The sequence below is a fragment of the Amycolatopsis sp. FBCC-B4732 genome (assembly GCF_023008405.1).
Taxonomy (GTDB): domain Bacteria; phylum Actinomycetota; class Actinomycetes; order Mycobacteriales; family Pseudonocardiaceae; genus Amycolatopsis; species Amycolatopsis pretoriensis_A.
Map to the genome: position 1 here is coordinate 1,133,147 of NZ_CP095376.1, position 19,322 is coordinate 1,152,468.

Below are 19,322 nucleotides of genomic sequence, written 5' to 3' on the forward strand. Positions count from 1 at the left end.
GTGGACCTCCTCCACGACGGCCCGCGGCTGACCGACCCCGGCGTCGTCGGGAATAAGTTCGCCCGCCAGGCCGAGCTCCGCGCCGCGGGGTTCGAAGTCCCCGAGTTCTTCTGCGTTCCGGTGGAGGCGTTCGACGCCGCCCTCGCCCGGGTGCCGGACGGCGAGCCCGCCGCCCGGCGGCGGGCGCTGCTCGGCCACGGCGTACCGGAGCCGCTGGCCGGCGCGCTGCTGGCGGCGTTCGACCGGCTCGCCGGCCCGGACGGCGTGGTCGCCGTGCGCGCCTGCGTCGTCGGCGACGGGGAAGACAGCGCGGCCGACCCGTTCGCCGGGATGAGCGACAGCTTCCTCAACGTCGGCCGCGCGGCGCTGCTCGCCCGGGTCGCCGAGTGCTGGGCGTCCGCGTTCACCGACCGGGCGGTGGCCTACCGGCGGCTGCGCGGCGCGGACCCGGGCGCGGCGCGGGTCGCGGTCGGCGTGCAGCGCATGGTGCGGGCGGAACGCTCGTTCGTCGCGTTCAGCCGCGATCCGCGCACCGGGGCCGCGCAGCACCTGATCGCGGCCGCGTACGGGCTGGGCGAAGGCGTCGTCCAGGAACTCGCCGACGTCGACCACTTCGTGCACGACCCCGCGGCCGGTCGCGTGTCGCGCACGGTCGTCCCGAAGCACCGCATGGTCGTGCCCGATCCCGCTCGCTCGGGTGCGCCGCTGCTCGCCGGCGTCCCGGTCGGGCTCGTCGCGGCGCCGGTGCTGACCGACGCCGAGGTGCGCGAGATCGGCGTGCTCGCCGAGCGGGTGGCCGAGCACTTCGGTGCCCCGCAGGACATCGAGGGCGCGTTGACGGCGGACGGGACGATCGAACTGGTCCAGGCCCGCCCGATCGTCTTCACCGAGCCGGAGCCGGACCCCGGACCGGCGTCCGACGTCATCTGGACCAACCACAACCTGACCGAGAGCTTCCCGGGCGTCACCTGCGCGCTCACCTACTCGCAGGCCCAGGAGTTCTACGAAGTCTGCTTCCGCGGGTTCTACCGCCGGATCGGCGTGCCCGCCCGGTTGCGGCACCGGCACGCCGGCGACCTCGCGCGGATGATCGGGCTGCTCGACGGGCGCGTCTACTACCAGCTCGACGCCTGGTACCGGCTGCACGCGATGATGCCCGGCTGGGGGCTGCTGCGCCCGACCTGGCAGCGGACGCTGGGCCTGTCCGGCGACGAGCTCGACGAGGCGCCGCCGCTGCCGCGCGACGGCCGGCTGCGGACGGTGCGTGCGCTGCCCCGCGCGGTCGCGAGCCTGCTCGGGCACCCGCTCGCCGTGCGCCGGTTCCTGACGTGGTGGGACGACCTCGCCGCGACCACCGGGCCGCTCGACGGCCTCCCGCCGGCGGAACTGGTCCGCCGCTACCGCCGGATCTGGGCGGAGTTCGCCGGGCAGTGGCCGGTCACCCTGCTCAACGGCTACTTCCTGCTCGGCTGCCTGACGCTGACGCAGCGGCTGCTGTCCCGCTGGACCACCGGCGACCCGGCGCTGCTCGTGGGGCTGCTGCCCGGCGGCCCGGAGAACCGCTCGCTGCTGGCCCTGCGCTCGGCGCTGCGGCTGGCCACGCGGTTCCGGCACGACCCGCGGCTGACGGCGGCGCTGGCCGCCGGGACCGACCGGGAGGTGCACGACGGGATCGTCGCCGGCCGCTTCGGGGACGACGTCGCCGAGGCGTTCGCCGAGCACCTGCGCCGGTACGGCGACCGGACCGTGCACGACCTGAAGCTCGAGGTCCGCACGCCGCGCCAGGACCCGTGGCGGCTGATCGGCGTGCTGCGGCCGCTGGTGGCCAGCGGCGAGACCGCCGAAGGCAACCGCACCGCGGAGCGGAACGCCCGCCGTGACGGCGTCCGGCGGCTGCGCCGGGCCTGCTCGAGCCCGGTGCGCCGGATCGCGCTCGGGCTCTGCGTCCGGGTGCTGCGGCGGTTCGTCAAGGCGCGGGAGGACACCCGGTTGTGCCGCAGCCAGCTCTACGGCCTCAGCCGGGACATCCTCTACCGGCTGGGTGACGTCCTGGCCGCCGACGGCCGGCTCGCCGACGCCGGCGACGTCGTGCACCTGCGGGTCGAAGAGGTCCTCGGTGCCGTCGACGGCACCGGCGGCACGGCCGGGCTCGCCGACCTGGCCGCCCGGCGCCGGGCGGAACTCGAAGCCTGGCAAGGGAAACCCGCGCCGCCGGGCTACCTCTCACCGGACGGACCCGGCCGCGACGCCGCCCGCAGCGGCCCGCCGCCGGGTAACGTCCTGCGGGGACTGGCCTCCAGCCGCGGCGTCGTCCGGGCCCGGGCGGCGGTCGTGCTCGACCCGACCGCCCCGGTCGAGGACTGCCGGGATCGCATCCTCGTCGCCCGCGAGACCGATCCCGGCTGGCTGTACCTGATGACCGCGGCGAAGGGCATCGTCGTCGAACGCGGCAGCCTGCTGTCGCACACCGCCATCACCGGGCGGCTGCTGGGGATCCCGACCGTGGTGGCCGTGCCCGGCGCCACCACCGCCATCGCCGACGGCGGCTGGATCGAACTGGACGGCGCGGCCGGCACGGTCCGGCTGCTGCGCACCGAGGAGGCGGGATGAGCGCGCCCGAGTTCCCGTTCACCGAAGGACCCGGGCTCGAACCGCCCGCGGAGTACGGGGAAATCCTCGGTGCCGGCGCGCTGTGTCCGGTGACGCTGGCGGGCGGCCGGCACGCCGTGCTCGTCACGCGGCACGCCGACGTGCGGACCGTGCTCGGCGACCCGCGGTTCAGCCGCGAGGACCACGGGGCCCTGTTCGACCGGGAGGCCGGGTCGCTCGCGTTGCTGCTGACCGATCCGCCGGTGCACACCCGGCGGCGCCGCACGGTCGCGGCCGGCTTCACGGCGCGGCAGGCCGAGGCCGCGCGCCCGGGACTGGCCGCACTGGCGGCCGAGCTGGTCGCCGGGCTGCGGGCGCGGGGCACCGAAGCGGAACTCGTCGAGGAGTTCGCGGTGCCGTTCACCCTTGCGGTGATCAGCGACCTGCTCGGGGTGCCGGCCGCGGACCGGGGCCGGTTCCGGCCCTGGGTGAACGCGATGATGTCGCGCGGCCACGCCTCGCCCGAAGAGGTCGCCGAGGGGCACCGCGCGATGCACGAGTACTTCACCGCGCTGGTCGACGAAATCTGGGCGGGGGACACCCGCGACGGCATCATCGCCGACCTCGCCCCGGTGCCCGGCCGGGCGGGGGAGCTCTCGCGCGAGGAAGCGATCGTGATGAGCGCCGGCCTGCTCGTCGCGGGCTACGAGTCGACGAGCAACCAGCTCGCGTCCTGCGTCTACCTGCTGCTCACCGAACGCGCCCGCTGGGAATCCCTGCTGGGCGAACCCGCGGCGCTCGACCGGGCGATCGAGGAGATGCTGCGCTGGACGTCGTTCACCACCGGCGGCGGCACGCCGCACGTGGCCACCGAGGACGTGCGGCTGACCGACCGGCTGGTGCGCCGCGGCGAGGTCGTGGTGCCGCTGACCGACGCGGCGAACCGCGACGCCGAGGTCTTCGCCGACCCGGACCGGCTGGACCTGACCAGGGAGCCCAACCCGCACGTGGCCTTCGGCGCCGGGCGGCACCGGTGCCTCGGCGCCGAACTGGCGCGGGCCGAGTTGCAGACCGGCCTGGCGGTCCTGCTGCGCGAACTGCCCGGACTCGAACTCGCGGTGCCCGAAGGGGCGCTGCGCTGGCGGAGGGAGATGCAGGTGAGCGGTGTGTGGGAGCTTCCGGTGCGCTGGGCGGGTGACGCGCGATGAGCGAGCCCGCCGTCCCCGACGTGTACTTCACCGACCGGCAGATCGCGGCGGTCCGGCACGTGGTCGAGCACCGCCTCGGCGGCGAGATCGAACTGGCCTACCTGGCCGGGAGCCTCGCCGTCGGCCTCGGCCACGGGACGTCCGATGTGGACGTCTACGCCGTCGGCGACCACCTGCCCGGCCAGGACCACGGCTACGAGCACGACGGCGTCGTGGTGCACGTGACCAAACTGGACGGTGCGCTGGTGCGCCGGCTGGCCGGGCTCGGCAGCCGGTTCACCGCCACCGGCGCCGACCGGGAGCAGTTCCTGCTCGAGTTCAAGGTGCTCAACGCGCTGGTCCGGCTGACCACCGGGCACCGGGTCAAGGTGGCCCCGGCCTGGCAGGACGCGCTCGCGCCGCTGCGCCGGGACGTCGTGCGGCGGATCCTCGTCGCCCGGCACGCCAACATCTTCGCGGCCTTCGCCGAGGACGTCTGGGGCGCGTTGCTCAGCGGCGACCGCTACACCGCGGCGACGGCGTCCGCGATCGCGCTGGAGAACGCGGCGGAAGCGCTGCTGGCGGCGGCCGACGACCTCTACGTCGGCCCCAAGTTCCTCTTCCGCAGGCTGCGCCGGACCGAGGTGACCGCGCCGTGGGCGGGGGAGCTGTGGCGGCTGCTCAACCAGGTCTTCGACGCCGGGCTCGACGACGTCGAAACCGTTGCGGCGCACCGGCTCCGGGTCGGCAACCTGCTGCTGTCCTGGTGCGTGACCGAGGGCTGGGACAAGCCTCTCGCGGAACTGCCGCCGCCGGCGGCCGCGGAGACGTCGCGGCGCAGCCCCTACTTCGCGCCGGTGCGGTTTTCCGACGGCATCGCGCTGATGAGCGCCGAAGAGGCCTACGCCGTGGACGAATCGGTCGTGGCGGCCTGGCGCGACGCCGACCGCTTCGGCCTCGACGGCGGCGAGCTGTCCCCGGCGCTGCGCGGCCTGCTCGCGATCGGCGCGCTGGACGGTCCCGACCGGCCCGGCGCCGAAGCGCGCAACCCGCGGCTGCCCGCGGATCCGGCGGTGGCCGCGCTGATCCGCGTCCAGCCCGGGTACACGGTGCACCCGCAGGCCGCGCCGGTCGCGCGCCCGTGACCGTCCGGAGTGGACCCGTCGTCGCGGTCGTCGGCGCCGACGGGGCGGGCAAGTCGACGCTGACGGCGCTGCTGGCCGAGCGGCTCACCGCCGCCGGCCACGCGGCGGCCCGCGTCGACCGCTGGGACATCGCCGACGCCGGTCGCTACCCCCACGCGAGCTGCCTGACCGGCGACGTCGCGGTGGCGCGCCGGTGCGCGGCGCTGATGCCGGCCGGGCCCCGGCTGCTGTTCCTGCTGTGGGCTTCGGCGCTGGCCCTCGCCGACCGGCCGGGCGAGCCGGGGGAGATCCTGTTGCTCGACGGCCACTGGCAGAAGCACGCGGCGAGCGAAGTGGCTTACGGCGCCGACGTTTCCTGGGTGGAAGCGGTCGGCGCGGGACTGCCCGCCGCGGACGTCACGGTCTACCTCCGGATCGCGCCCGAAGAGGCGTGGGCGCGCAAGGACGGCAAGGCGGTGCCGTTCGAGTGCGGGATGGACCTGTCCGGCTCGCGGGAGAGCTTCCTGGCCCACCAGCGGTCGATCACGGGCACGCTGGACCGCTGGGGGGCTCGGGACGGCTGGCTGGTCCTCGACGCCCGTACCCCGGCGGACCGGCTCGCGGCGCGGCTCGTGCCCCGGGTCCTCGCTTTGGCCGATGGGGAAGCGAGGGAGAGCGCGTGAAGATCGGGCTGTGCGCGTTCCCGACCGACTACGGGATCGCGCCGGGCGCGCTCGCCGTCGCGGCGGAGGAACGCGGCTTCGAGTCGCTGTTCTTCTGCGACCACACGCACATCCCGGTGTCGCGCCGGACGCCGTACCCGCCCGGTGGCGAGCTGCCGCGGATGTACCTGCGCTCGCTCGACCTGTTCGGGGCGCTCACGGCGGCCGCGGCGGTGACGGCCACGCTGCGCGTCGGCAGCGGCGTCTGCCTGGTGGTGCAACGGGATCCCATCGTCACGGCCAAGCAGGTCGCCACCCTCGACCTGCTCAGTGGCGGCCGGTTCCTCTTCGGCGTGGGCGCGGGCTGGAACCGCGAGGAGATGGCCCACCACGGCACGGACCCGAGGACCCGGATGCGGCTGCTCGGCGAGCGCGTCCGCGCGATGCGGGCGATCTGGACCGAGGACGAGGCCGAGTTCCACGGCGAGTTCGTCGACTTCGACCCGCTGTGGTCGTGGCCGAAACCCCGCCGCGTCCCGCCGGTGCTGGTCGGCGGCATGGGCCCGGGCGTGGAGGACCGCATCCTGGCCTGGGGCGACGGCTGGCTGGCCCAGAACGTGACCGCGGACACGATCGATGCCTTCGCCGCCCGCCTCGGCCGGTTGCGGGAGCGGGCGCCGGTGCCGGTGACCTTGTTCAACGCGTCGGCCGACCCCGCGATGCTGGCCCGCTACGCCGAGCTGGGCCTGGAGCGCGTGCTGCTGCTGGTGCCGGACGCGGGCGCCGACGTCGTGCTCCCGCACCTGGACCGCTTGGCGCCGCTGCTGGCGTGATCGACGTCGGATGGCAGGCCCGGAAAGTTCCCCGGTTCCCGCCGGTCAGAACTGTCGGTGGGGGCGGTTAGAGTCCGGTTCGTGGTGAACGTGGAGGAGACCGAGCGGGTGCCGGCGAAGCGCGTGCTGGGCTTGGCCGTGCCCGCGCTGGGGGTGCTGGCCGCCGAGCCGCTGTACGTGCTGGTCGACACCGCCGTGGTCGGCCACCTCGACGCGCTCTCGCTGGCCGGGCTCGCGCTGGGCGGGGTGGTGCTGGCGCAGGTGTCGAGCCAGCTGACGTTCCTGTCCTACGGCACGACGTCCCGCACGGCCCGCCTGCACGGCGCCGGCCGCCGGGCCGACGCGGTCCGCGAAGGCGTGCAGGCGACGTGGCTGGCGCTGTTCGTCGGGTTCTTCGTGCTGGCCGTCGGGCAACTGCTGGCGTGGCCGATCGCCCGGGTGCTGTCGGGGAGCGACGAGATCGCGTCCGCGGCCGTGTCGTGGCTGCGCATCGCGCTGTTCGGCGCGCCCTTGATCCTGGTCACGATGGCGGGCAACGGCTGGATGCGCGGGGTCCAGGACGCCGCGAGGCCGCTGCGGTACGTGCTGGCGGGCAACGGGATTTCGGCCGTGCTGTGCCCGGTGCTCGTGTACTGGGCGGGGCTGGGCCTGGAGGGCTCGGCGATCGCGAACGTCGTCGCGCAGGTGATCTCGGCGGCGCTGTTCTTCGCGGCGCTGGTCCGCGAGAAGGTGGCGTTGCGGCCGGACTTCAAGGTGATGCGCGCCCAGCTCGGCCTGGGCCGCGACCTGGTCCTGCGCAGCCTGGCGTTCCAGGCGTGCTTCGTCTCGGCGGCGGCGGTCGCGGCCCGCACGTCGACGGAGGCGGTGGGCGCGCACCAGGTGGTGCTGCAGCTGTGGACGTTCCTGGCGCTGGTCCTGGACTCGGTGGCGATCGCGGCCCAGTCGCTGGTGGGCGCGGCGTTGGGCGCGAACTCGGCCCGCCAGGCGCGAGGGGTGGCCAACCAGATCACGGCGTACGGCCTGCTGCTGGGGTGCTTCCTGTGCGTGCTGTTCGCGGCGCTGTCGTGGGTGCTGCCGCACGCGTTCACGTCGGATCCGGGCGTGCTGGCGGAGATCCCGCACGCGTGGTGGTTCTTCGTGGCGCTGCAGCCGATCGCCGGGGTGGTGTTCGCTCTGGACGGGGTGCTGCTGGGAGCGGGGGATGCGGCGTTCTTGCGCAACGCGACGCTGGGTAGCGCGGCGCTGGGGTTCTTGCCGCTGATCTGGGCGTCGCTGGGCTTCGGGTGGGGTCTGACGGGGATCTGGACGGGGCTGTCGTTGTTCATGGTGATCCGCTTGGCGTTCGTGGTGGCGAGGTGGCGCTCGGGCAACTGGGCGGTGACGGGAGCGATCCGCCCGGCTTGAGTCGCGGCTCGCGCGGCCGGCCGCGGCCGCGTTGGGTTCCCGAGCCTCGCGGCGACCGCCCGCCTGAACGCAAACCGTTCGGCACCTGCCCAGGTGTCGCGTGGTGCCCCCGAGCTGTGCCGCAGCCGGCCGGCCGGCTGAGCGCGCAGCAGCCGCTCACCCAAGCCGCACCGCGACCCAAGTCGCGCGGCCGCCCGACCCGTTCACCCGGTGGCAGCGGGCTCCGGGCGCACCGGGGTCCCGAGCCCCGCCGGCCGCCCACTTGGGTCGCCCGGCAACCCCAAGCCGCTCGGCGGCCGGTTGCCCACTCGGATTGCGCGGCAGCCCCAGCCGCGCGGCACTTCGTCCAGGTCGCTCGGCGATCCCAAGTCGCGCACTCACCCGCCGCCGTCCGGCCGACCCCACCCGTTCACCCGTCCGAGCGACCCCCACCCAAACACCCCCTGACCACCTGTGACGCCCCCGACCCTGTGGCGAAAACCACCCGGATAACGGCTATGTTTCGCCGTTGCTTAGGCGATACAAGTAGTAGGGACGGCAGCGCGGGCGTCCCGCGCCCCGAACACCGCCGAACCCCTGGAGGTCCTTGTGCCGCCCGCCACCGGCCGCGCCACTGCCCGGTCCTGGCTCGTCTGGCTCGCCGCCGTCACCGTCTACCTCCTCGCTGTCTTCCACCGCACCTCCTTCGGCGTCGCCGGGCTGCAGGCGGCCGAACGGTTCGGGGTCGGGGCCGCCGCGCTCGGCACCTTCACCGTCCTCCAGGTCGGCGTCTACGCCGCCATGCAGATCCCGACCGGTGTGCTGGTCGACCGCTACGGTCCCCGCCGCGTCCTCATCGTCGCCGTGCTGATCCTCGGCACCGGGCAGCTCCTGCTCGGCATCGCGCACACCTACGGCCTCGGCCTGCTCGCCCGCGGTGTGCTCGGCCTCGGCGACGCGCTCACCTTCGTCAGCGTGCTGCGCCTGGTCGCCGCCCACTTCCCGGGCCGCCAGTACGCGCTGCTGACGTCGTTCACCGCCGCCGTCGGCTACATCGGGAACCTCGCCGCCACCGTTCCGCTGTCGCTGCTGCTCGACGTCTCCGGCTGGACGCCCACCTTCCTCGCCGTCGGCGCCCTCACCGTGCTCTACACGCTGGTCGTGGCGCTGCGCGTGCGGGACGTGCCGCACGGCGAAACACCGCCCGTCCGCGAAGAGGTCCGGCCGCGCCAGCTCGCCCACCAGGTCGCCGAGGCCTGGCGGACGCCGGGGACGCGGCTGGGTTTCTGGGTGCACTTCAGCACGATGTTCGCCCCGAACGCGCTGACCCTGCTGTGGGGCGTCCCGTGGCTGGTGCAGGGCCAAGGGCAGACGAAAGCCGCCGCGAGCGCGCTGCTCACCGTGTTCGTCTTCGGGTCGATGGCCGGCGGGCCGCTGCTCGGTGGCGTGATCGGGCGGCACCCGTCGCTGCGGATGCCGCTGGTCGGCGGGTACATCGGCGGCGCCGCGCTGCTCTGGGCGGTGCTGCTGAGCTGGCCCGGCACCGTGCCGGTGCCGGTGCTCGTGCCCGCGTTCGCCTTCCTCGCCCTCGGCGGCCCGGCGTCGATGATCGGCTTCGCGCTCGCCCGCGACTACAACCCGCTGTCCCGCGTGGGCACCGCGACCGGCGTCGTCAACGTCGGCGGTTTCGTGGCCACGACGATCGCCGCGCTCGCGGTCGGCGTGCTGCTTCAGTGGACCGGCGGGAGCTTCCGGCTCTCGCTGCTGGCGATCGTCGCGATCCTCGCGCTCGGCACCTCCCGGATGCTCGTCTGGTGGCGCCGCACCCGCGCCCACCTCTTCCTGGCCGAGGCGCGCGGCGAGGAGCTGCCGGTGCGGATCACCCGCCGCCGCTGGGACGCCGCACTACCGGAGACGCCGATCGTCGCCGCCTGAGCGGCCTGATCGTTCCCCGAGGGACGGCAGCTAGGGTTTGCCGCGTGTCGAGCCCCAAACCGCCCCGCCGCCCCGCCCCGCCACCCGGTCTCCTGATCGTCGACAAGCCTGCCGGGATGACGTCGCACGACGTCGTCGCCCGCGCCCGCCGCATCATGGGCACGCGCAAGGTCGGGCACGCCGGCACGCTCGACCCGATGGCGACCGGCGTGCTGGTGCTCGGCATCGAGCGCGCGACCAAGCTGCTCGGCCACCTGGCGCTGGACCGCAAGACCTACCTGGCCACCCTGAGCCTCGGCAGCAGCACCACGACCGACGACGCCGAGGGCGAAGTCCTCACCGAGGGCGCGACGGACCACGTGACCGACGACGACATCGCGAGCGGCGTCGAGAAGCTGACCGGCGACATCCAGCAGGTGCCGAGCGCGGTCAGCGCCGTCAAGATCGACGGCAAGCGCGCCTACGCCCGCGTCCGCGCCGGCGAGGACGTCGTGATCCCCGCGCGCCCGGTCACCGTCTACCGCTTCGACGTCCTGGCCGTGCGGCACGAAGACGACCACGTCGAGGTCGACGCCGTCGTCGAGTGCTCGTCCGGCACCTACGTCCGCGCGCTGGCCCGCGACCTCGGCGCGGACCTCGGCTGCGGCGGGCACCTGAAGGCGTTGCGGCGCACCACGGTCGGCCCCTTCACCCTCGCCAAGGCGCGCACCCTCGACCAGCTCGAGGAGGCGCCCGAACTGAGCCTGGACCTCGACGCCGCCGTCGCCGCCGCCTTCCCGCGGCGCGACCTCGACGCGGCCACGGCGAAGGCGGTCCGGCACGGGCAGCGCATCCCCGCGGCCGGGCTCGAAGGCACCTACGGGCTCTTCGGGCCCGACGGCCGGGTACTCGCGCTGGCCGCCGACGAAGAAGGCGTGTCCCGCGCGGTGGTGGTGTTGCTGCCCGCCTAGGGTGGGCCTTACAGAGACGGGAGTGCGACGTGCTGCGGTGGCGTGGGCTGGGGGACCTCCCCGGCGGCTGGGGCCGGTGCGTGGTCACCATCGGCGTGTTCGACGGGGTGCATCGCGGGCACCAGGAGCTGATCAGCCGGACCGTGGCCGCGGCGGCCGAACGGGGGCTGCCGAGCGTCATGCTGACGTTCGACCCGCACCCGTCGGAGGTGCTGCGCCCCGGTAGCCACCCGGCGCAGCTGACCACGTTGCGGCGCAAGGCGGAAATCGTCGAGAGCCTCGGCGTCGACGTGTTCTGCGTGCTGCCGTTCACCTTGGAGCTGTCCCGGCTCGCGCCGGAGGAGTTCGTGCACGAGGTGCTCGTCGACCGCCTGCACGCGGCCGCGGTGATCGTCGGCGACAACTTCACCTTCGGCGCCAAGGCCGCCGGCGACGTCGCGATGCTGCGCACGCTCGGCCGCCGGTTCGGTTTCGCCGCCTACGGCGCGGAACTGCAGGGCAAGGAACTGTCCGAAGAGGACCAGGCGTCGATCACCTTTTCCAGCACGTACGTCCGTTCGTGCATCGACGCGGGTGACGTCCTCGCCGCGGCGGAGGCGCTCGGCCGTCCGCATCGCCTGGAGGGCATCGTCGTCCGCGGCGACGGCCGCGGCCACGAGCTCGGCTACCCGACGGCGAACCTGTCGACGCCGCGCTTCGCCGCCGTCCCGGCCGACGGCGTGTACAGCGCCTGGTTCACCCGCTCGGCGGACCCGTCGCGCCGGCTGCGCGCCGCGGTCTCGGTGGGCACCAACCCGACGTTCTCCGGGCGCGAGCGGACCGTCGAGGCGTTCGTCCTCGACGTCGACGAGGACTTCTACGGCCAGCACGTCGCGATCGACTTCGTGACGCGGCTGCGCGACCAGGTGCGCTTCGCCGACTCGGCCGGGCTGGTCCAGCAGATCGACGACGACGTGATCGAGACGAGAAAGGCACTCGAGGTGCCCCCGGACGCCCCGACCGGGGGCGAATAGGGGATTTCGCGTTCACGCACGTGAGGGCGATGGCAAGATGCTCACGGACGGTGTGCGCGGGCAAGGCTTAGGGGAGAGCGGGACTGGTGGAGGACCACAAGATCGTCCAGCGGAACATCGCGTTGCAGCGCGAGTGGTACGGGGAGCCGCTCGGCGACCGCGTGCGCCGGCTCGTCGTCGCGTTCGACGTTTCGCAGGCGTTCTTGGCCGAGGTCCTCGGGATCAGCGCCCCCATGCTCAGCCAGGTGATGAGCGGGCGGCGGGCGAAGATCGGCAACCCGGTCGTGCTGGCCAGGATGATCATGCTGGAGCGCAAGATCCTCGTGCCCGAGGTCGCCGCCGGCAACCGCGACGCGATGCTGGCCGCGATGGAGGACGTCCGCGACTCGCGCCCCACCGTCGGCCGCGACAACATCCCGGTGGTCAACGAAGACGCGAAGGTCCTCGCGTACCTGCGCGACCTGGCCGAGGACGAAGACCTGGGCGAGGCCGCCAAGCGCCTCGACGACGAGTTCCCGGCCATCGCCGACCTGCTCCGCCGGGCGGGCCACGGCTCCTGATGCCGGTCCTGTTCAGCGCGCTGTTCCCGCCGGACGACGTCGTCGCCGCGGTCGCGGACGCCGTGGGCGAGCCGGAACCCGGCCTGCGCTGGGAGCCGCCGGAGCGCTGGCACGTCACGCTCGCCTACTACGGGCCGGACGACGTCGAGGCGCGCGGCGCCTGGCTGGCCGGGCGCCTGGCCGGGCGGACCGGCGTCGACGTCCGGCTGGAAAAGGCCGCGACGTTCCCCGGGGTGCTGTGGTTGACTGTCGCCGGAACGGAGCTGACGCCGCTCGCGCACGCCGCGGGCGCCGACGCCGAAGCGAGGCCGTACGCGGCCCACCTGACGCTCGCGCGGTTCCCCCGGGAAGAACCGGGGCTCGCCGCGCGTTGGACCGAAAAGCTGGCCGGCTTCACGAGCCGGAGCTGGCGAGCCGCCGAGGTGGAGCTGGTCACCAGCGAGCGCGAGCCGGGTGGTCCCCGCTACCGGGTGGCGCGCGTCTTCGAGCTGGACGGCGCCTGAAGCCGCTGTTCAGCGGGCTGGTAACCTCACGACCGGGTCCGGCTGCAGTCCGTGGCGGCCGTGACCGTCTTCCCGGCGTCCATTCCGCGTCCGGGGCCGCACGGCACTGATTATTTCGAGGAGCAACACAAGTGGCGCTGTCCACCGAAGAGAAGAAGTCGATCCTGGCCGAGTACGGCGTGCACGACTCGGACACGGGATCCCCCGAGGCCCAGGTCGCGCTGCTGACCAAGCGGATCGTCGGCCTCACCGAGCACCTCAAGGCTCACAAGCACGACCACCACTCGCGTCGCGGGCTCCTGCTGCTGGTCGGCCGTCGCCGCCGGCTGCTGAACTACGTGATGAAGGTGGACATCGAGCGTTACCGTGCGCTGATCCAGCGCCTCGGCCTGCGCCGATAGCTGCACCCCGAGGGGGAGTGACCACATCGGTCGCTCCCCCTCGGTCTGAAAGAGAACGAACGGCGCGAGCGCGCACGAGGGTCCGTCCGCCGGTCCTCGGTAGTGGTTCCCGGGAAGCGTCCCGGGGGCTTCGATCGAAGACCGGCCTCATTCCTCGAGCGTCCTCAGGCGAAACGGGTCCCAGGGTGGGAGACTCGCGCCGACTGAAGGAACCAAAGAGGAGAAGCATCTATGACCGACTCCACCGGAGTCACCGTGCACGAGACCGAAGCCGTCATCGACAACGGCAAGTTCGGCACTCGCACCGTTCGTTTCGAGACGGGCCGCCTGGCCAAGCAGGCCGCCGGCGCCGTCGTCGCGTACCTCGACGAAGAGACCATGCTGCTCTCGGCGACGACCGCGTCGAAGCACCCGAAGGAGCACTTCGACTTCTTCCCGCTGACCGTGGACGTCGAAGAGCGCATGTACGCCGCGGGCCGCATCCCCGGCGCGTTCTTCCGCCGCGAGGGCCGCCCGTCGACCGACGCGATCCTGACCTGCCGCCTGATCGACCGGCCGCTGCGCCCGTCGTTCGCCGACGGTCTCCGCAACGAGATCCAGGTCGTCATCACCGTCCAGAGCCTCAACCCGGACGACCCGTACGACGTGCTGGCCATCAACGCCGCTTCGGCGTCGACCCAGATCGCCGGCCTCCCGTTCTCCGGCCCGGTCGGCGGCGTCCGCGTCGCGCTGATCGAGGGCCAGTGGGTCGCGTTCCCGACCTGGTCGCAGCTGGAGAAGGCGACCTTCAACATGGTCGTCGCCGGCCGCATCGTCGGTGATGACGTCGCGATCATGATGGTCGAGGCCGAGGGCACCGAGAACACGCTCGACCTGATCGCCGACGGCGGCAAGGCGCCCGACGAGGTCGCGGTCGCCGAGGGTCTCGAGGCCGCGAAGCCGTTCATCAAGGTCCTGTGCGAGGCGCAGCAGCGCCTGGCCGACGCGGCCGCGAAGCCGACCGGCGAGTTCCCGGTCTACCCGGCCTACCAGCAGGACGTCTACGAGGCCGTCGCCGCCATCGCGACCGACGACCTGGCGAACGCCCTCCAGATCGCCGGCAAGCAGGACCGCGACGCCGCGACCGACCAGGTCAAGGCCGCCGTGCTGGAGAAGGTCGGCCTGGGCGAGGGCGAAGCCTTCGCGGGGCGCGACAAGGAGATCGGCGGGGCGTTCAAGGCCCTGACGAAGAAGATCATGCGCCAGCGCGTCCTCACGGAGAAGATCCGCATGGACGGCCGCGGCCTCACCGACATCCGGTCGCTCGCGGCCGAGGTCGCCGTGATCCCGCGGGCGCACGGTTCGGCGCTGTTCGAGCGCGGCGAAACCCAGATCCTGGGCGTCACCACGCTGAACATGCTTCGCCTGGAGCAGCAGATCGACTCGCTGTCCCCGGAGACGCACAAGCGCTACATGCACCACTACAACTTCCCGCCCTTCTCCACCGGTGAGACCGGCCGCGTCGGTTCGCCGAAGCGCCGCGAAATCGGCCACGGCATGCTCGCCGAGCGCGCCCTGGTGCCGGTGCTGCCGAAGCGGGACGAGTTCCCGTACGCGATCCGCCAGGTCTCCGAGGCGCTGGGCTCCAACGGCTCGACGTCGATGGGCTCGGTCTGCGCGTCCACGATGAGCCTGTACAACGCCGGCGTGCCGCTCAAGGCGCCGGTCGCGGGCATCGCGATGGGCCTGGTCTCGGACGAGGTCGACGGCGAGACCCGCTACGTGGCGCTCACCGACATCCTCGGTGCCGAGGACGCCCTCGGCGACATGGACTTCAAGGTCGCGGGCACCAAGGACATCATCACCGCGCTGCAGCTCGACACGAAGCTCGACGGCATCCCGTCGGAGGTCCTCGCGGCCGCGCTGAAGCAGGCGAAGGACGCCCGGACCACCATCCTGGAGGTCATCGCCGAGGCGATCGACAGCCCGGACGAGATGAGCCCGTACTCGCCGCGCGTCACCAGCGTGAAGATCCCGGTCGACAAGATCGGCGAGGTCATCGGCCCGAAGGGCAAGATGATCAACTCGATCACCGAGCAGACCGGCGCCGACATCTCCATCGAGGACGACGGCACGATCTACGTGGGCGCTTCGGACGGCCCGTCGGCGGAGGCGGCGATCGACCTGATCAACGCCATCGCCAACCCGCAGCTGCCCAAGGTCGGCGAGCGCTTCCTCGGCACCGTGGTGAAGACGGCCGCGTTCGGCGCGTTCGTCTCGCTGCTGCCGGGCAAGGACGGCCTGGTGCACATCTCCAAGCTGGGCAACGGCAAGCGGATCGCCAAGGTCGAGGACGTCGTCAACGTGGGCGACAAGCTCCGCGTCGAGATCGCCGACATCGACAACCGCGGCAAGATCAGCCTGATCGTGGTCAAGGAGGACGACGCGAAGCCCGCCGAGGGCGACGCGCCGGCCGCCGACGCCGAGACGGCCGACGCCAAGTAACACCATTCGACGCGAAGGCCTCCTGATCCGCGGTGCCGGGTCGTGGGTGTTCAGGGCGGTTGGAACCGCCCTGAACACCACGACCCGGGCGGGCAGGGGGCCTTCGCGGCATCGTGAGTAAGGAACCCATGGCACGGCAGGTTTCCGGGCACGAACAGCCCATCGGCACCACCCGCACGCTCGAGTCCACCCCGGACGGTGCGGTCGTCAAGCGCAGCGTGCTGCCCGGTGGCCTGCGGGTGATCACCGAGCACGTCCCCGCGTCCCGTTCGGCCACGGTCGGGCTGTGGGTCGGCATCGGTTCCCGCGACGAGCCGGTGGCCGTCGCCGGCGCCGCGCACTACCTCGAGCACCTGCTGTTCAAGGGCACGAAGAACCGCGACGCCACGCAGATCGCCGAGGAGATCGACGCGGTCGGCGGCGAGTTCAACGCCTTCACGGCGAAGGAGCACACCTGCTACTACGCGCAGGTGCTCGACGCCGACCTCCCGCTGGCCGTGGACCTGGTCACCGACGTCGTGTTCGAGGCGCTGTGCACCGACCGCGACATGGACATGGAGCGTAGCGTCGTCCTCGAAGAGATTTCGATGCGCGACGACGACCCCGAGGACCTGCTGCACGAGACGTTCGTCAGCGCGGTCCTGGGTGACCACGCGCTCGGCCGCCCGGTGCTCGGCACCGAGAAGTCGATCGTGGAGATGTCGCCGGTCGCGCTGCGGAACTTCTACAAGCGCCGGTACACCCTGCCGCGGATGGTCCTGGCCGTGGCCGGGAACGTCGACCACGGCCAGGTGCTGCGGCTGGTCCGCAAGGCGCTGAAGGACCGGCTGACCGGGACGGCGACGCCGGTCGCGCCGCGTGAGGGCCGCGCCCGGATCAAGACCCCGCCGAAGCTGGCCCTGCACACCGACGACACCGAGCAGGCGCACGTCATGCTGGGCCTGCGGTCCCTGTCGCGCCACGACGAACGGCGCTTCGCGCTGTCGGTGCTCAACGCGGCCCTCGGCGGCGGCATGAGCTCGCGGCTGTTCCAGGAGATCCGGGAGCGGCGCGGACTGGCCTACCAGGTGTACTCCTCGGTCGCGAGCTACGCCGACACCGGCCACATGGCCGTGTACGCGGGCTGCCAGCCGGAGAAGCTCGGCGACGTCGCCGGCGTCATCCGCGAGGTGCTCGACAAGGTCGGCGTCGACGGCCTGACCGAAGCCGAGGTGGCCCGCGCGAAGGGCCAGCTGCGCGGCGGGATCGTGCTGGGCCTGGAGGACACGTCGTCGCGGATGTCGCGGATCGGCAAGACCGAGCTCAACTACGGCCGCTACCTGGGTGTCGACGACACGGTCGCGCGCATCGACGCCGTCACCACCGAGGAAGTGTGTGCCCTCGCTCGCACTTTGTTCGCGCGCCCGGGCGGGGTCTCGGCGGCGGCGGTCGTCGGGCCGTACGCTCACGCCGACGACCTTCCTGACGACCTCCACGAGGTGATCGCTTCATGACCATCAACGTCGGTGTGCTCGGTGCCCGGGGCCGCATGGGCGCGACGGTGGTGAACGCCGTCGAAAGCGCGGGCGACATGAAGGTCGTCGCGGCGCTGGACGCGGGCGACGACTTCGCGGCCCTCGCCGACGCGCAGGTGGTCGTGGACTTCACCCACCCCGACGCCGTCATGGACAACCTGAAGTACCTGGTGGCGCACGACATCCACGCGGTCGTCGGCACCACCGGCTTCAGCGAGGAGCGGCTGGCCGAGCTGCGCGCGTTGCTGGAGCCGAAGCCTTCGCTCGGTGTGCTGATCGCGCCGAACTTCGCGCTCGGCGCGGTTCTCGCGATGCGCTTCGCGGCCCAGGCGGCGAAGTTCTACGCGTCGGCGGAGATCATCGAGCTGCACCACAACCGCAAGGCCGACGCGCCTTCGGGCACCGCCGCGCACACCGCCCGGATGATCGCGGCGGCGCGCGCGGAGGCCGGCGTGACGCCGGGCCCGGAGGCGACGACGGCCGAGCTGGACGGTGCCCGCGGCGCTTCGGTCGAGGACGTCCGCGTCCACTCGGTCCGCCTGCCGGGCCTGGTCGCGCACGAGGAGATCCTGTTCGGCGGCGAGGGGGAGACCCTGACCATCCGCCACGACTCCCTCGACCGGACGTCGTTCATGCCGGGCGTGCTGCTCGGCGTCCGCACGGTGCTGACGCGCCCCGGCCTGACGGTCGGCCTGGAAAACGTCCTCGACCTGTGAGGGCCCGCAACGTGGCGCTGCTGCTGACGGCGGCGCTGGTGGTGTACCTGGTCCTGCTGGCGGACCGCGCGTTCGCGCTGTTCGCCTCGGGGACACCCCTGGGCATCGCGCTCGGCGTCGGCGTCCTGCTGCTGCCGATCCTCGGCGTCTGGGTCGTGGTCGTGACCTGGCGCAACGGGCTGCAGATCCAGCGCCTGTCACGCCGCCTGGACGCCGAGGGCGCGCTCCCGGACGTCTCCGACCTGCCGCGCCGTCCTTCGGGCCGGGTGGACCGCGACGCGGCGGACGCGTGGTTCGAGCAGCGCCGCGCCGAGGTCGAGGCGGACCAGGAGAACTGGCGGGCCTGGTACAAGCTCGCGTACGCCTACGACATCGCGGGTGACCGCCGCCGGGCACGCGAGACGATGAAGACGGCCGTGGAGCTGGAAGCCGCCGAGCGCTCAGGTGCCGAGTAGCTCCGGCGCGAAGACTTCCTCGACCTGCCGGCGACGGGACGACAGCCCCTGCTCGTGGTGGTACCGCAGGTAGGTTTCGAGCGTCGCGCGGTTGGCGGAAATCCCGTAGGGCCACCAGTTTTCACCGAACTCGGCGAGCGTTTCGTCGACCAGCGCGTCGGCCCACGGCACCATGGTCTGCACCTGGTAGAGCCGCTGCCCGCGGCGGTACCGCTCGGCGGCGGCGTCCTTCGCGGCTTCGAACATGGCGTAGACGCTCCGGGCGAGGCCGGGATCGTCGGCCAGGAGGTCCCGCCGGACGACGACGGCGTGCATGATCGGGAAGATCCCGGTGCGGCGGTGGTAATCGCGTTCGCGCGCGACGTAGTCGGGGAACAGGCGGGCGACGTTCGGGGAGCCGTCGAGCACGCACTGCGGGACGTTGGCGGAGAACAGCGCGTCGATCTCACCGGCGTCGAGCAGATCGCTCAACGTCCTCCCGTCCCCGGCCTGGGTGACGTCGAGGCCGGCCGGGTGCGGGTGGGGGATGAAGCCGAAGGGCGCCGACGGGCGGTCGAGCCCGCCGATCACCCAGCGGTTCTCTTCGGGCTTGAAGCCGTACTCGTCCATGAGGATGCCCTTGGCCCAGACGCCCGAGTCCTGGCCGTAGGTGCCGAATTCGCCGATGGTCCGGCCGGTGAGATCGCCCGGCCCGGCGATGCCCGCGTGGGTGTTGACGAAGACGCAGGAGTGCCGGAACACGCGGTTGGGGAAGATCGGCAGCGCCACGAAGGGCGTGCCTCCTTCGAGCAGGCGCAGGTAGAACGTGAGCCCGAGCTCGGCGACGTCGTATTCGCCGCCGCGGATCGTGCGCTCGAAGATCTCGGGCAGCGTGTCGGCGGTTTCCACGGTGGTGGTTTCGAACAGCTGCCGGGTGGTGTCGTAGGGGAAGCATCCGATCCTGAGGTCCATGCCCCCGATCCTCGGTCCGCGAGCCATCGGGCGTCCAAGACCGGCTGCGTCAGCTCGATACC

Annotated in this window: 17 protein-coding genes; 16 read left to right on the forward strand and 1 reads right to left on the reverse strand. The window is 72.8% G+C overall.

Features of this window, described 5'->3' with window-relative positions; translation table 11 throughout:
- From MUY14_RS04485 to MUY14_RS04560, 16 genes are all read left to right on the forward strand, one after another.
- The gene (locus MUY14_RS04485; protein ID WP_247021086.1) at positions 1-2,610 is read left to right on the forward strand and encodes a PEP/pyruvate-binding domain-containing protein; all 2,610 of its coding nucleotides are present in this window, start codon (positions 1-3) and stop codon (positions 2,608-2,610) included.
- Positions 2,607-3,797: a cytochrome P450 gene (locus tag MUY14_RS04490; RefSeq protein ID WP_247021087.1), complete on the forward strand. Its 1,191-nt coding sequence runs from the start codon at positions 2,607-2,609 to the stop codon at positions 3,795-3,797. The genes MUY14_RS04485 and MUY14_RS04490 overlap by 4 nt, the downstream gene beginning before the upstream one ends.
- The gene (locus MUY14_RS04495) at positions 3,794-4,921 is read left to right on the forward strand and encodes a hypothetical protein (RefSeq protein ID WP_247021089.1); all 1,128 of its coding nucleotides are present in this window, start codon (positions 3,794-3,796) and stop codon (positions 4,919-4,921) included. Before MUY14_RS04490 ends, MUY14_RS04495 begins: the two co-directional genes overlap by 4 nt.
- Positions 4,918-5,583 carry a thymidylate kinase gene (locus MUY14_RS04500; protein ID WP_247021092.1) on the forward strand — a complete coding sequence of 222 codons (666 nt, stop codon included), beginning with the start codon at positions 4,918-4,920 and terminating at the stop codon, positions 5,581-5,583. Before MUY14_RS04495 ends, MUY14_RS04500 begins: the two co-directional genes overlap by 4 nt.
- Positions 5,580-6,395 (forward strand): LLM class F420-dependent oxidoreductase, encoded by an 816-nt coding sequence (locus tag MUY14_RS04505; protein WP_247021094.1) that lies wholly within the window; start codon positions 5,580-5,582, stop codon positions 6,393-6,395. Before MUY14_RS04500 ends, MUY14_RS04505 begins: the two co-directional genes overlap by 4 nt.
- An 84-nt stretch (positions 6,396-6,479) precedes the next feature.
- Positions 6,480-7,799 (forward strand): MATE family efflux transporter, encoded by a 1,320-nt coding sequence (locus MUY14_RS04510; RefSeq protein WP_247025051.1) that lies wholly within the window; start codon positions 6,480-6,482, stop codon positions 7,797-7,799.
- Positions 7,800-8,387: 588 nt separating this feature from the next.
- Entirely contained in the window at positions 8,388-9,713 is a 1,326-nt protein-coding gene (locus tag MUY14_RS04515) for a nitrate/nitrite transporter (RefSeq protein ID WP_247021096.1), read from the forward strand.
- Between the two features lie 44 nt (positions 9,714-9,757).
- A complete protein-coding gene (gene truB / locus MUY14_RS04520; protein ID WP_281506252.1) occupies positions 9,758-10,663 on the forward strand; it encodes a tRNA pseudouridine(55) synthase TruB in 906 nt (301 codons plus the stop codon).
- 29 nt (positions 10,664-10,692) lie between these two features.
- On the forward strand, positions 10,693-11,676 hold the full coding sequence (locus MUY14_RS04525) for a bifunctional riboflavin kinase/FAD synthetase (RefSeq protein WP_247021098.1): 984 nt from the start codon (positions 10,693-10,695) through the stop codon (positions 11,674-11,676).
- A gap of 86 nt (positions 11,677-11,762) precedes the next feature.
- Positions 11,763-12,236: a helix-turn-helix transcriptional regulator gene (locus MUY14_RS04530; protein WP_086851932.1), complete on the forward strand. Its 474-nt coding sequence runs from the start codon at positions 11,763-11,765 to the stop codon at positions 12,234-12,236.
- Positions 12,236-12,739 (forward strand): RNA 2',3'-cyclic phosphodiesterase, encoded by a 504-nt coding sequence (gene thpR / locus MUY14_RS04535; protein ID WP_247021100.1) that lies wholly within the window; start codon positions 12,236-12,238, stop codon positions 12,737-12,739. Before MUY14_RS04530 ends, thpR begins: the two co-directional genes overlap by 1 nt.
- A 131-nt stretch (positions 12,740-12,870) precedes the next feature.
- Positions 12,871-13,140: a 30S ribosomal protein S15 gene (rpsO, locus tag MUY14_RS04540; protein ID WP_003084034.1), complete on the forward strand. Its 270-nt coding sequence runs from the start codon at positions 12,871-12,873 to the stop codon at positions 13,138-13,140.
- Positions 13,141-13,371: 231 nt separating this feature from the next.
- Positions 13,372-15,624 carry a polyribonucleotide nucleotidyltransferase gene (locus tag MUY14_RS04545; RefSeq protein ID WP_247021103.1) on the forward strand — a complete coding sequence of 751 codons (2,253 nt, stop codon included), beginning with the start codon at positions 13,372-13,374 and terminating at the stop codon, positions 15,622-15,624.
- Between the two features lie 128 nt (positions 15,625-15,752).
- Positions 15,753-17,117: a pitrilysin family protein gene (locus tag MUY14_RS04550; protein WP_247021105.1), complete on the forward strand. Its 1,365-nt coding sequence runs from the start codon at positions 15,753-15,755 to the stop codon at positions 17,115-17,117.
- Complete coding sequence (gene dapB / locus MUY14_RS04555) at positions 17,114-17,854, forward strand: 4-hydroxy-tetrahydrodipicolinate reductase (RefSeq protein ID WP_247021106.1); 741 nt, start codon at positions 17,114-17,116, stop codon at positions 17,852-17,854. Before MUY14_RS04550 ends, dapB begins: the two co-directional genes overlap by 4 nt.
- Positions 17,851-18,309, forward strand: a complete 459-nt coding sequence (locus MUY14_RS04560; protein WP_247021108.1) for a hypothetical protein — start codon at positions 17,851-17,853, stop codon at positions 18,307-18,309. Before dapB ends, MUY14_RS04560 begins: the two co-directional genes overlap by 4 nt.
- Here MUY14_RS04560 and MUY14_RS04565 read toward each other — a convergent pair.
- Complete coding sequence (locus tag MUY14_RS04565) at positions 18,295-19,260, reverse strand: phosphate/phosphite/phosphonate ABC transporter substrate-binding protein (RefSeq protein WP_247021110.1); 966 nt, start codon at positions 19,258-19,260, stop codon at positions 18,295-18,297. The genes MUY14_RS04560 and MUY14_RS04565 overlap by 15 nt on opposite strands.
- Between the last annotated feature and the right edge of the window lie 62 nt (positions 19,261-19,322).

Coding starts and splice junctions, on each gene's coding strand:
- MUY14_RS04490 (WP_247021087.1), top strand. CDS start 2,607: ATGAGCGCGCCCGAGTTCCCGTTCACCGAAGGACCCGGGCTCGAACCG.
- MUY14_RS04495 (WP_247021089.1), top strand. CDS start 3,794: ATGAGCGAGCCCGCCGTCCCCGACGTGTACTTCACCGACCGGCAGATC.
- thpR (WP_247021100.1), top strand. CDS start 12,236: ATGCCGGTCCTGTTCAGCGCGCTGTTCCCGCCGGACGACGTCGTCGCC.
- MUY14_RS04545 (WP_247021103.1), top strand. CDS start 13,372: ATGACCGACTCCACCGGAGTCACCGTGCACGAGACCGAAGCCGTCATC.
- MUY14_RS04550 (WP_247021105.1), top strand. CDS start 15,753: ATGGCACGGCAGGTTTCCGGGCACGAACAGCCCATCGGCACCACCCGC.
- dapB (WP_247021106.1), top strand. CDS start 17,114: ATGACCATCAACGTCGGTGTGCTCGGTGCCCGGGGCCGCATGGGCGCG.
- MUY14_RS04565 (WP_247021110.1), bottom strand. CDS start 19,260: ATGGACCTCAGGATCGGATGCTTCCCCTACGACACCACCCGGCAGCTG.